Origin of the sequence: Desmonostoc muscorum LEGE 12446, assembly GCF_015207005.2 — a bacterium.
GTDB classification, from domain to species: domain Bacteria; phylum Cyanobacteriota; class Cyanobacteriia; order Cyanobacteriales; family Nostocaceae; genus Nostoc; species Nostoc muscorum.
In genome coordinates this window covers 7,700,876-7,713,666 of the sequence record NZ_JADEXS020000001.1, presented here as the reverse complement: position 1 = coordinate 7,713,666, position 12,791 = coordinate 7,700,876, and the positions used below count along the sequence as shown (strand labels likewise).

At 42.4% G+C, this 12,791-nt stretch carries 13 protein-coding genes; 10 read left to right on the top strand and 3 right to left on the bottom strand.

Annotation, left to right across the window (positions count from 1 at the left end; all coding sequences use genetic code 11):
- Positions 1–105: 105 nt before the first annotated feature.
- Positions 106–1,212 (bottom strand): ligand-binding sensor domain-containing protein, encoded by a 1,107-nt coding sequence (locus IQ276_RS31690; protein WP_193916218.1) that lies wholly within the window; start codon positions 1,210–1,212, stop codon positions 106–108.
- Positions 1,213–2,067: 855 nt separating this feature from the next.
- Here IQ276_RS31690 and IQ276_RS31685 point away from each other — a divergent pair.
- The 10 genes from IQ276_RS31685 to IQ276_RS31640 all read left to right on the top strand — a co-directional run bounded on the left by IQ276_RS31685 (position 2,068) and on the right by IQ276_RS31640 (position 9,874).
- Positions 2,068–3,498: a form I ribulose bisphosphate carboxylase large subunit gene (locus IQ276_RS31685; RefSeq protein ID WP_190880424.1), complete on the top strand. Its 1,431-nt coding sequence runs from the start codon at positions 2,068–2,070 to the stop codon at positions 3,496–3,498.
- Positions 3,499–3,599: 101 nt separating this feature from the next.
- Positions 3,600–3,998 (top strand): RuBisCO chaperone RbcX, encoded by a 399-nt coding sequence (gene rcbX, locus IQ276_RS31680; RefSeq protein ID WP_193918167.1) that lies wholly within the window; start codon positions 3,600–3,602, stop codon positions 3,996–3,998.
- A gap of 65 nt (positions 3,999–4,063) precedes the next feature.
- Positions 4,064–4,393 (top strand): ribulose bisphosphate carboxylase small subunit, encoded by a 330-nt coding sequence (locus IQ276_RS31675; RefSeq protein WP_193918169.1) that lies wholly within the window; start codon positions 4,064–4,066, stop codon positions 4,391–4,393.
- A gap of 123 nt (positions 4,394–4,516) precedes the next feature.
- Positions 4,517–5,143, top strand: a complete 627-nt coding sequence (locus IQ276_RS31670) for a GDSL-type esterase/lipase family protein (protein ID WP_193918171.1) — start codon at positions 4,517–4,519, stop codon at positions 5,141–5,143.
- A 94-nt stretch (positions 5,144–5,237) separates the two neighbouring features.
- Positions 5,238–5,411 (top strand): hypothetical protein, encoded by a 174-nt coding sequence (locus IQ276_RS31665; protein WP_193918173.1) that lies wholly within the window; start codon positions 5,238–5,240, stop codon positions 5,409–5,411.
- A gap of 58 nt (positions 5,412–5,469) precedes the next feature.
- A complete protein-coding gene (locus tag IQ276_RS31660; protein WP_193918175.1) occupies positions 5,470–5,694 on the top strand; it encodes a type II toxin-antitoxin system Phd/YefM family antitoxin in 225 nt (74 codons plus the stop codon).
- Positions 5,694–6,086, top strand: a complete 393-nt coding sequence (locus tag IQ276_RS31655) for a type II toxin-antitoxin system VapC family toxin (RefSeq protein ID WP_193918177.1) — start codon at positions 5,694–5,696, stop codon at positions 6,084–6,086. Before IQ276_RS31660 ends, IQ276_RS31655 begins: the two co-directional genes overlap by 1 nt.
- A gap of 131 nt (positions 6,087–6,217) precedes the next feature.
- A complete protein-coding gene (locus IQ276_RS31650) occupies positions 6,218–6,910 on the top strand; it encodes a Uma2 family endonuclease (RefSeq protein WP_193918179.1) in 693 nt (230 codons plus the stop codon).
- Positions 6,911–7,127: 217 nt separating this feature from the next.
- Entirely contained in the window at positions 7,128–8,396 is a 1,269-nt protein-coding gene (locus IQ276_RS31645) for a RuBisCO small subunit-like domain-containing protein (RefSeq protein ID WP_193918181.1), read from the top strand.
- A 353-nt stretch (positions 8,397–8,749) separates the two neighbouring features.
- Entirely contained in the window at positions 8,750–9,874 is a 1,125-nt protein-coding gene (locus IQ276_RS31640; protein ID WP_193918187.1) for a site-2 protease family protein, read from the top strand.
- A 251-nt stretch (positions 9,875–10,125) separates the two neighbouring features.
- Here the strand turns inward: IQ276_RS31640 and IQ276_RS31635 are convergent, their stop codons facing one another.
- Both IQ276_RS31635 and chlP read right to left on the bottom strand, forming a co-directional pair.
- Positions 10,126–10,836, bottom strand: a complete 711-nt coding sequence (locus IQ276_RS31635; RefSeq protein ID WP_193918183.1) for a choice-of-anchor K domain-containing protein — start codon at positions 10,834–10,836, stop codon at positions 10,126–10,128.
- A gap of 439 nt (positions 10,837–11,275) precedes the next feature.
- Positions 11,276–12,496, bottom strand: coding sequence for a geranylgeranyl reductase (gene chlP, locus IQ276_RS31630; RefSeq protein ID WP_193918185.1), 1,221 nt, complete (start codon positions 12,494–12,496; stop codon positions 11,276–11,278).
- Between the last annotated feature and the right edge of the window lie 295 nt (positions 12,497–12,791).

Genomic DNA, 12,791 nt, shown 5'->3' with positions numbered 1-12,791 from the left:
TTAGATTTTGGATTTTAGATTGGGGATTAGGCATTGGTTATTAAGTATTGGGTATTAGGAATCAATTTTCCTAGTCCCCAGTCCCTAGTCCCCAGTCCCTAGTCCCTACTTCACGGCGCGACTGAAAGCAATATGGGGTTTTGCACTGCTCATTTTGGGCATTAACCAAGCTAGACCTTCACTAGTACCGATCCACAATTTATCGCCGATGTCAGGTGCAAGGGCAAGAATCCGACTAGAAGGAAGTCCAGCAACTTCAGCGTCTAACACAGCTCCGGTATTTGGATTTAATCGTAACAAACCATTGTTAGTACCGACCCAGACACTACCATCTTTAGCAAAACGTACTGCTGTGACGTTACGCCCACGCAACCGCGTTACAGACCGCAACACTGCCCCAGTTTTTGGGTTAATAACTAGCAAATTATTCGGCATTCCTGCCCAAATCAAGCCTTCTGGACTGATAGCTAAGGCTTGGACGGTGGTTCCCGGTAAATCTGCGATTCGCTTCATAATCCCAGCACTGGCAGTATTAACCCGTACTACTCCATCAAGAGTGCCAACCCACAGTTGACCTTCAGCATCCAAAGTCAAGGTATTAGCACTGACACCAGGCAGATTTTTTAATGTTGTCATAATCAAACCTTGGTCGGGACTAATTAGGGCTAAACCACTGTCAGTTCCAGCCCACAAATAGCCCCGTTTGTCAACTAACAGTGACAACACCCGTCTAGAAGGCAAAAATAAATTCTGCGCGGTAATTTCGCTCGTGCGGGGATCTACTCGCATCAGTCCGCCATAACTTCCCACCCACAAGCGTCCTACTTTGTCTTGGGCTAAAGCACCAATGGCAACATTCGGTAAGCTCACACGAGAAACAATCTTGCCAGTTTTCGGGTCAATCCGCGATAGTCCCCGCCAAGAACCTACCCAAAGATTACCCGTAACATCTGCCAGTAAGTTGCCCACACGATAATCGGTTTCTGGCGAATTTTCTTGCACTCCCCGTGCATCGGGTAAAGGATCTACTCGCGGAGGCGGTGGTGAAGATGGGTAAGCAGGAGCTAAATCAGATGAATTAATGTCAGGCGTTTTTTGTGCCCATCCCATACTGGGTAGAGTTATTAACCCCAGCAAGACAGAAGTAATCAATAAACTAGTACGCTTGCAAAACAATACCACGATCGCATTTCCTTTGAAGACACTACCCATAGCCGTTACCTAAACTGGCTTTTGGTTAACTTCAGTGTTCCCCTAGCTTCGATTTTTTAAACATTGGGGTTGGAGACTGGGGATTGGGTACTGACTAAGAAAGTATTCCTAAATATTTATTTCCTAGTCCCCAGTCCCCAGTCCCTAGTCCCCAGTCCCCAGCCCCCAGTCCCCAGTCCCCAGTCCCCAATCCCCAGTCCCCAGTCCCCACACCATTGATGACATTTTGTAAATCTTTCTTAACAAAAAGTTTAAATCTTTATGTAATAACAAATTTAAATAAATAAGTTAAAAACTTTCAAAGAATAACTTATCGAATTCTTGATATATTGTGAAACAAGCTACAAATTACGTGGTGTGCAATTTTTTATCTTTCACTTACCACTCTGCTAAATCTCTGTCAAGCAAATTCTTTTCTAGTATCTTTTCCAACTAAGGGGAAGATAAAAGGAGTGTAGAGGCGGGAATGTGTGCCAGCCAGCCCAATCCCCTGAATACCCCAGTTTATGGGGGAATTATCTAAATGCTGACCGCAAAATGCGGGAGTTTTGGTGAAATTGAGAAGGTTTAGTCGAGTGCGAGAAACAGATAAAAAAGAATTTTGATGTGTAGGGAGAGGAAACAGTAGAAGCGCTAGGTCGTGTGCCCCTAGAAGGGGAGAACACTGGTGAGGAGGGTTACCACCGCTACCAAAGTGTCCGCCGCAAAAAAGCTGCTAACCTCTACCAAAGGCAACCCCTAACAAAAGTTTTTCCCGATCTTCTCCCCGCTCAAGGGGGAAAGAGCGGGGTGTGGGAAAGTTGCACAGTACGTGATTTGATAAGTAAAAAGAGTGACTTCTGGGAAGGATAAAATATGTCTTACGCTCAAACGAAGACTCAGAGCAAATCTGGGTATCAAGCCGGGGTTAAGGATTACAGACTAACTTATTACACCCCCGATTACACACCTAAAGATACAGATCTTCTAGCAGCATTCCGTGTTACGCCTCAGCCCGGAGTTCCTCCCGAAGAAGCAGGTGCGGCTGTAGCGGCTGAGTCTTCCACTGGTACCTGGACAACCGTGTGGACGGACTTGCTCACCGACCTCGATCGCTACAAAGGTCGTTGCTATGACATCGAACCAGTTCCCGGCGAAGACAACCAGTTTATTTGCTATGTTGCCTATCCCTTGGATCTGTTTGAAGAAGGTTCTGTAACCAACGTATTGACCTCCATTGTAGGTAACGTATTTGGTTTTAAAGCCTTGCGGGCACTGCGTTTGGAAGACATCCGCTTTCCAGTAGCTTACATCAAGACCTTCCAAGGACCTCCTCACGGTATCCAAGTTGAGCGTGACAAATTAAACAAATACGGTCGTCCTTTGTTGGGTTGTACCATCAAACCCAAATTGGGTCTTTCCGCTAAGAACTACGGACGCGCTGTATACGAGTGCTTACGCGGTGGTTTGGACTTCACCAAAGACGACGAAAACATCAACTCAGCACCATTCCAAAGATGGCGCGATCGCTTCTTGTTCGTATCTGAAGCTATTGCCAAAGCTCAAGCAGAAACCGGTGAAATCAAAGGTCACTACCTCAACGTCACCGCCCCCACTTGTGAACAAATGTTGCAACGGGCTGAGTACGCTAAAGAACTCAAACAGCCCATCATCATGCACGACTACCTGACAGCAGGTTTCACCGCTAACACCACATTGGCTCGTTGGTGTCGTGATAACGGTATCCTGTTGCACATCCACCGCGCTATGCACGCTGTTATCGACCGTCAAAAGAACCACGGTATTCACTTCCGTGTATTAGCCAAAGCCCTACGTTTGTCTGGTGGTGACCACATCCACACCGGCACCGTAGTTGGTAAGTTGGAAGGTGAGCGCGGTATCACAATGGGCTTCGTTGACCTATTGCGTGAAAACTACGTAGAACAAGACAAGTCTCGTGGTATTTACTTTACGCAAGACTGGGCTTCTCTACCTGGTGTTATGGCAGTTGCTTCTGGTGGTATCCACATTTGGCACATGCCTGCACTCGTAGAAATTTTTGGTGATGACTCCGTACTGCAATTCGGTGGTGGTACTCTCGGTCACCCCTGGGGTAACGCTCCTGGCGCTACCGCTAACCGTGTTGCTTTAGAAGCAGTTGTGCAAGCTCGTAACGAAGGTCGCAACTTGGCTCGTGAAGGTAACGACATTATCCGCGAAGCCGCTAAGTGGTCTCCTGAATTAGCCGTTGCTTGCGAACTCTGGAAAGAAATCAAGTTTGAGTTTGAAGCTATGGATACCGTCTGATCCAAAGTTAAGAGTTAGAAGTTAGGAGTTAAGAGTTACATTAATTCATAACTCATAACTCATAACTCATAACTCATAACTGTTAAGGGCTGGGGTCAAGCATGAATCTCAAGCAAATTGCGAAGGACACAGCCAAGACTCTCCAAAGTTACCTGACATATCAGGCGCTAAGGACAGTACTGGCACAGCTGGGCGAAACTAATCCTCCGTTAGCACTTTGGCTGCATAACTTTTCTGCCGATAAAGTTCAAGATGGAGAAACTTACATCAAACAACTGTTCCGAGAAAAGCCAGATTTGGCATTGCGGATTATGACTGTTAGAGAACATATTGCCGAAGAAGTCACCGATTTCTTACCGGAAATGGTTCGTACTGGCATTCAGCAAGCCAACATGGAACAGCGTCGCCAGCATCTAGAACGCATCACACAAATAGATACATCAAACCCCAGTCTGCAACCGGAACAGCAAACAAGTTCAGACCCAAGTAATGAACAGTGAATAGTCAGCAGTGATAACTGTTGACTGATAACTGAAGTCAACCGCAATCCTTTAACACTAAAGCTATGCAAACTCTACCAAAAGAGCGTCGTTACGAAACCCTTTCTTATCTGCCTCCCCTGTCTGATGCTCAAATTGCCAAGCAGATCCAGTACATTTTGAATCAAGGTTACATTCCAGCGGTTGAATTCAACGAAACTTCTGAGCCAACAGAATTATACTGGACACTGTGGAAGCTACCTTTGTTCGGCGCTAAATCTACCCAAGAAGTGTTGAACGAAGTTCAATCTTGCCGTTCTCAATATTCCAGCCACTACATCCGCGTTGTGGGTTTTGACAACATCAAGCAGTGCCAAATTCTCAGCTTTATCGTTCACAAACCCAGCAGATACTAAAAATTAAAAGGTAAAAGCTAAAGTCTAGTACCTTTGAAGTTGATTTATTAAGAGAGGTAAAATTAATTGCCTCTCTTTTTTTTTGTATGTTGTAAAGCTTTAAATTACAGAAGTATTTATTCAATGAATTCATTACAGCTACGTGAAGTCAGAATTTGTTTTGTTGGTGACTCTTTTGTTAACGGTACTGGTGACCCTGAATGTCTGGGTTGGACGGGGAGAGTATGTGCTAACGCTAATAAAAAGGGTTATGACATCACTTACTATAATTTAGGAATTAGGCGTGATACGAGTAGGGATATAGCAAAGCGTTGGTTACAAGAAGTATCGCTGCGTTTGCCAAAAGAATATGATGGCAGAGTTGTGTTTTCTTTTGGATTAAATGACACAACAATAGAAAATGGTAAAACTCGTGTAGATTTAGCAGATTCACTCAAAAATGCCCAAGAAATTTTAAGGAAAGCGCAACAGTTATATCCTGTTTTAATGATTGGGCTAGCACCATACGCAGAACAAGAAGACCTTGAAAGAAGGCAAAGGAACACTGATTTAACTCAACATTTAGCTTTAATTTGCCAAGATTTAAATGTGCCTTATTTAGATGTGTTTCCAATTCTAGAAAAATCAAATATTTGGATAGATGAGGCAAGAGCTAATGATGGCGCTCATCCTAGAGCAGGAGGTTATGCAGAATTCGCCAAAATTGTGGAAAAGTGGGATGCTTGGTTAAATTGGTTTCCTCTAATTTAATTGATAATTCAAAATTACAGTTATTTTCAGGTAAATAGACCACGCGTAGGGGCACAGCATTGCTGTGCCCCTACGACAGATGTGGCTCAAATGCATGAAAACTGCTGTAATACCATTTCTTTGTGAGGCTGCACCGAATTTTCTTTACTTCTTATTTGTTTCTTTCTTTGCGTTCTTTGCGGTTTCTTCCTTAATATGGCGATCGCACACGAAACAATTTCCTCAAGCAATATCTGATGGTAAAATTGGTTTGCTTCAACTTAATTAATAATTCTTAAGTTAAGATAGTGCTAAAACGTGATTATTTATATACAAATGTGGTAATTATGCAGCAAATAAATTTAGCTGAAGCATCCCAACATTTGCCCGATTTAGTTGAAGCAGCACTCAGTGGTGAAGAAATCATCATTATCAAAGATAATCAACCTGTTGTAAAGTTAACTCCTCTGCCCCCAGTTAAACGCCGTCGTCAACCTGGAAGTGCAAAGGGTTTAATTACAATCTCTGACGACTTTGATGCACCTCTAGAGGATTTTCATGACTATATGTAATGAACTTGTTATTGGATACACATACTTTTATTTGGTATGTAACAGACAATTCAAAACTCAGTAATCAAGTACTAGAGTTAATCAATGATGAAAATAATCAAATTTTGATGAGTATAGCTAGTCTTTGGGAAATAGCGATTAAGCAGAGTATAGGCAAGCTTACTTTTAATCAGCCTCAGCCATTTGAGACATTCATAATTGAACAACTCAACCTTAATGATTTCAGTTTACTAGATATCAAATTCAGCCACCTTGCTGTTGTTTCTACACTGCTTTTACATCATCGCGATCCATTTGACAGACTATTAGTTGCAGTGTCGATAGTAGAGAATACACCGATGCTGAATGCTGATACAATTTTCGATGCATATCCAATTCGGCGTTTGTGGTAGGGCATCGTTTTATATAACAGATGCCCAAATTGTATAAAATTGGAATACTTGGTGAAATCGGTTGAGATAACTTGGACAATCAAAGAATTGTTTATACTAGATCCAGCAATACTCCTTTGAGGAATCTGCCAATGACAGCATCGGTAGAACAAAACTTTGATAAAGGTGCAAGAATTCCGCCATTAGAAAGTGGGGATAGACTCACTCGCCAGGAATTTGAGCATCGATATACTGCTATGCCCCATATTAAAAAAGCAGAATTAATAGAAGGAATCGTCTACGTGGCATCACCTCTGCGCTTTAATAGTCATGGGAAACCTCATGCAAATCTTATAGGCTGGTTGTGGAATTACAAAATTGCCACTCCTGGGGTTGAGTTGGGTGATAACGCGACAGTACGTCTGGATTTAGATAATGAACCACAGCCTGATGTTGTATTGTTGATTAATGAAACTTTGGGTGGACAAGCACGTATTAGTGATGATGATTATATTGAAGGTGCGCCAGAATTAATCGCCGAAGTAGCAGCCAGCAGCGCTGCTAATGATTTACATGATAAGAAAAAAGTTTACCGTCGCAACGGTGTCAAAGAATATATTGTCTGGCGAATATTAGAAAATCAAGTAGATTGGTTCTGCCTAGAAAATGGTGAATACATATCACTAGAACCAGATATAAATAATGTGATTAAAAGTCGTATTTTTCCTGGCTTATGGTTGGATATACAGGCGTTATGTACAGGGGAAATGACAAAAGTATTAACGGTGTTGCAAGAAGGATTGAGTAGTACAGAACATGCACAGTTTGTGCAAAGTTTAGCATAGAAGCTACAGAGACAAAACCTACCTCCGTGGGTTTTAAATTATATTCAGAATCAGCCTTGGGGAATAGAATTCGCGGCTACAGAGATAAAACCTACCTCTGTGTTTCAAATTGTGTTAAAAAACCGATCGCCATCAAGAATCGGCGAAAAGCGATCGCTATCCCCAAAACAACTTAACATTAACTTTAGAAGTACTAACTATTTATTAAGATACGTTCATGGCTTACTACATTGCTCCGCGATTTTTGGACAAACTTGCTGTCCACATCACCAAAAACTTCTTGAAGCTTCCTGGCGTGCGAGTACCCATAATTTTGGGTATTCATGGACGTAAAGGTGAAGGTAAGTCTTTTCAATGCGAGTTAGTCTTCGAGAAAATGGGTATTGAAGTGACTCACATCTCTGGCGGCGAATTGGAAAGCCCAGATGCAGGAGATCCAGCACGGTTGATTCGGCTGCGCTATCGGGAAACAGCGGAACTGATCAAAGTACGCGGTAAAATGTGCGTGCTGATGATTAACGATTTGGATGCGGGTGCTGGACGCTTCGATGAAGGCACTCAGTATACTGTAAACACTCAGTTGGTAAATGCCACACTGATGAATATTGCCGATAATCCCACAGATGTGCAGTTGCCGGGAAGCTATGACTCTACACCTTTGCATCGCGTACCGATTATTGTCACAGGTAATGATTTTTCCACCCTCTATGCACCCTTAATTCGGGATGGACGGATGGATAAATTTTATTGGGAACCAGACCGAGACGACAAAGTGGGAATTGTCAAGGGGATTTTTGAACCAGATGGACTGTCCCAGCGGGAAATTGAACAGCTAGTTGATACTTTCGCCAACCAATCCATTGACTTTTTTAGTGCGTTGCGATCGCGCATTTATGACGAACAAATCCGCAACTTCATTCATCATATAGGTTTTGAGCATATATCATTGCGTGTGGTTAACAGCACTGAAGGACCACCAGAATTTAAAAAGCCGAATTTCAGTCTGTCTCACTTAATCGAGTCTGGTAACTTGATGGTTGGTGAACAAAAACGAGTGGAAAGTTCCCATTTGGTGGATGAGTACAACCGACTGAACCGAGGTAGAAATTATCAACCACAACCAGCACCACCTGCTGCCGTAACGCCAACTAGTCAACCGTCAACCAATGGCGCAACCACTAATGGCTTCCCGAAAAAAGAAGCATTTAGTCCACATTTGACTCTAGAGACACAAGAACAGATTCGGCAAATCTTGTCTCAAGGTTACAAAATTAGCATTGAACACGTGGATGAGCGTCGCTTCCGTACAGGTTCTTGGCAAAGTTGTGTTAATAGTCACATTGATGCTGAGTCGGATGCAATATCAAATTTGGAATCATCTCTAGCACAATATAGCGGTGAATATATACGCCTAGTAGCGATCGATCCAAAAGCCAAGCGGCGAGTTTTGGAGACAATTATTCAGCGACCGAATGGTAAAAATTGAATCTTGCTGTTTAAGGTAACGTGAGTTCGACGGGTCACATGGTGTCTGCCTAGTTAGTTAAATCAAAAGACCTCTCCCCGCTTTTGCTACGCAAAATCTGTCCCTCTCCGAGTCGGAGAGGGACAGATTTGAACTTTAGTTCAAAGCAGGGAGAGGTTTGTCGAACTCACGTTAACACAAAGAAATTCTCAATCCAAAATCTAAAATCTAAAATCCAAAATGGTATAACCGCACCTCTACGGACGGACACCACTACCGTTGCAAAGATTAAAACGCCTTAACATTTCGTTACACTAAAGACATTGAGAGGAACAAAAACAAACCTCTCGCAGTTGAAATCAAAGGTGAACGACATGAATGGCACAATTCGCGTTGGTAATCTCTTCGGAATTCCCTTCTACATCCATCCGTCGTGGTTTTTAGTTCTGGGCTTGGTAACTTGGAGCTATAGCAGTGGACTGGCGGCGCAGTTTCCCCAATTATCTGCGGGATTAGCTTTGCTATTGGGATTGATGACAGCGCTGATGTTGTTCGCCTCTGTCGTCGCCCATGAATTAGGACACAGTTTTGTTGCTATTCGTCAGGGAATTGATGTCAAATCCATTACCCTGTTTATATTTGGCGGTTTGGCAAGCTTAGAAAAAGAATCGAAAACTCCAGGTGAAGCTTTTTGGGTGGCGATCGCTGGGCCTTTAGTTAGCTTACTACTCTTTGGAATCGTTACAGCAATTGGCGCTACTACCCCTGTATCAGGGCCGCTAGCTGCGATTCTCGGTGTTTTGGCTGCTGTTAACTTGGCATTAGCGCTGTTCAACCTGATTCCTGGCTTGCCTTTAGATGGCGGAAATATACTCAAAGCCCTTGTTTGGAAAATTACAGGCAATCCTTATAAAGGTGTAACTTTTGCTAGTCGAGTTGGGCAAATCTTTGGTTGGGTAGCAATTCTATCAGGTATAGTTCCCCTACTATTATTTGGTAGCTTTGCTAACTTCTGGAACTTGTTAGTTGGCTTCTTCTTGTTGCAAAATGCTGGTAATGCGGCTCAATTTGCCAGAGTGCAAGAAAAACTCACAGGTTTGACCGCTGAAGATGCTGTAACTGCCGATAGCCCGGTTGTATCAGCTAACCTGACTCTGAGAGAGTTTGCTGATGAACGGGTAGTAAGTGGACAAAATTGGCATCGGTTTTTAGTGACTGATGATGATGGACAATTAGTAGGTGCGATGGCAATTGATAACTTACGAACCATTCCTACAGCACTGTGGTCAGAAACTCAAGTCAAACAAGTAATGCGACCAATTACAGAATCTACCACAGTTCAATCCGATCAACCTCTGCTAGAAGTTATGCAGCTATTGGAACAACAAAATGTATCTGTGCTTCCTGTAATTCGTGACAACGGTGTGCTGGTTGGAATCTTAGAAAAAGCTGCAATTATTCGACTATTGCAAAGTCAAATCCAACCGAACCCTGCATAGTTGTTTCAAAAAACAATATTCTCTCTTCAACTTCTTCCCTCAGAATTTCTGAGGGAATTTTTTTGTGAATTGCAGAAATTGGTTACGAAATCTTTCCGTTCTTCTACGTTCAAATTTTAAGCTTCAATTCACTGAACAAGGCAAAAGTAAAAAGTAAAAAGCCAAAATACAGAGAAAAAGAGATAGATTCTAAATTTATTTATGGGGATTATCTTTTTACTTTTAACTTTTTAATCAGCACTTTTACAAACCTATACTGAAGTCTTATGCAAAGATTTTTTACGGGATATCAGGTATATCCCTACCAAGGATAGACCGGCTATTGTTGCAGGTTCAGGTATGGTTTTGATTCTGGCATAAAGAGCTGTTTTAGTTGTGCTTCCTTCAGGCACTTTAATACTCAACTGAGGAACATCTGGATTAAAGCCAGTTAGTTCTAGTTTGTATTTATTGCCTGCAAACGTGAAACTGTTATTGCTCAAGTTTGTGTCTAGAAATACTAAATCTGCATTTTCTTGCGGATTTGTTGAGGTATTCGCTGTATTCACCAAATGGAAGTTTAAGTTAAAAACTTGGTCAATTCCAACGGGAGAATTAAAGGATAGATTGAGATTTAAAGGTAGAAATTCAACGCTTGTGCCTTTGAGTACTGTTCCGTTAAAGTAGCTCAAGTCACTTATTTTGAATACAGAGTCGATGTTTCCTGAAAAGGAACTCCCAGTAAAGATTAGTTTATTTGGAGGTGTTGAGGACGGATAAGGTTGACCCCAGGTAAATGTGTTGGTTCCCACACCTGTATATGTGGGGTTAGTATCAATGCTTCCTGGAGTTGGTTGTCCCCATGTACCACTGGAAGTACCGGAAAAGAAGAAAGCTTGTGCTTGACCAGAGAAACTAAATGCTGTGGTCGCAGTCACAAAAAAACTAGATATGGCAGCCGCGAAAACTAAACTTCGTCTCATAAACTTAGGTTTCAATTCTCATCCTGGAGTTTTTCTAAAGTGAGTCTCCAGTCTACCGTAGTAAATTTACAGAAAATTCGCCAATATCTTTTTGTAGTTTTTATGAAGTATTTATATGTTTTTTTTGAAATCTTATTCAGTAATTTATATTTTTTAAGCTTACTTTATGGATTTTTAAAAAATTTTACAACTTCGTAATTTTTGGTAAGATGCTGATGACGACCAACTTGCTTGATTATATCAGCAAATATCAATTCACTATCGAGCTAATATTTTATTTCAATTCCAAACCAACACTTAACCAAGGACATCAAAGCCTAAAAACTTTTTGGGTTTTTAGGCTTTGATTTTGGGATTTTCAGCTTATTTTCTTATAATTCATAATCTAGGATTATGAATTTTTTGCTCCTGAACCCAGCACTCAGAACTCAGCACTCACTTAGGGTGCAAGGGCATTACCGCGAATTAAGCTAGCAATAGTTTTGGCAGTAATTTTCAGTTGGGTGATGGGATTAGCTGGGACAACCGTTTTGTACAGATAGCTATCGAATGTTAGCCGTTGTACATCAAGGTCATCGCACATTTCCACAAAGGCTTCGCGGGTGGCGTTTGAACGATAGAACACGGTTTGCAAAATGTCCAGCACTTTGTAAGTGAGTCCGTATTTTTTATCCCAACGCTTCAGGTAAACCTTGAGGTCATCTTCTGTAGGAATACGGCTACCACCGTTAGATGTTTCTACAATGGTTTCGGCACACATCCGCCCAGATTTAGCGGCAAAATAAATACCTTCGCCGGAAGACTTGGTAACGTAACCAGCAGCATCTCCGACCAAAGCGATGCGACCGACAACACGACGGGGACGGGGATGTTCAGGAATGGGGTGCGCTTCTACTTTGATGATTTTACCCCCTGCCAGCTTTTCGGATGCACGGGCGCGGATGCCAGCTTGTAACTGTTTAATGCTGGCTTTATTGACGTGCATTGTGCCGGTACCAACAGCTACGTGGTCATATTTGGGGAAAACCCAAGCGTAGAAGTCAGTAGAAACGTCATCGCCGACATACATTTCAGCGAGGTCGTTATAGTATGCCATTTTGTCTTCGGGTAAGCGAATCCGCTCTTGGAAGGCGATCGCATAATTATAATCCCCGGCATCCATTTCTTTGGCAACCCGCGAATTGGCACCATCAGCCCCAATGATGACATCCACTTTCAGGGTTTTGGCAATCCCCTCTGCACCACTTTCTGTATGGTCAACGTAATGGATGGTATAGGGTTCGGTATTGTTTGCTGGTATATCCAGTTTATGAACAGTGGCATTAATTAAATTTGCGCCGAGTTTTGCCGCACGATTCCGCAAAAAGCCATCCAGCACTTCCCGGCGGCACATTCCTATATATTCTTCTTCATTTACCAGATTAATATCAACCTCGCGGTTGGAAGGCGAAATCATTTTCATCTTCCGTACTCGGCGATCGATAATCTCTGGTGGTAGGTCAAACTCATCTACCATACACAGGGGAATTGCACCCCCACAAGGCTTAGCATTGTCTAGTTTCCGCTCAAACAGATAGGTTTCAATCCCAGAGGCAGCCAGTGTTTCAGCGGCAGATGAACCAGCAGGGCCTGACCCAATAACAGCAACCCGTAGTGTCAAAGGTCTTTCTCCCAATCTTCACATTTATCGAGAGCATACTATCACGGTCTTTCCGCTGATTTGGCGCTTTCACTCCAGGTTTTGACTTAAATGCAATATTCCTTAACTTTTTGATACAAAAAGCGAGATGAGAATCGGAAATTTGGTCATGTTCATCAAAAAAACTGCGATCGCTGATACCATTTCACGAAAATCTTGATACATATAGATTTACCGTAGGGACACACAGCTGTGCATTGGTGTCAACTTAACGTCAAAGCATAGTCTGATAAGCATTTCAAAATTTTTCGATGTA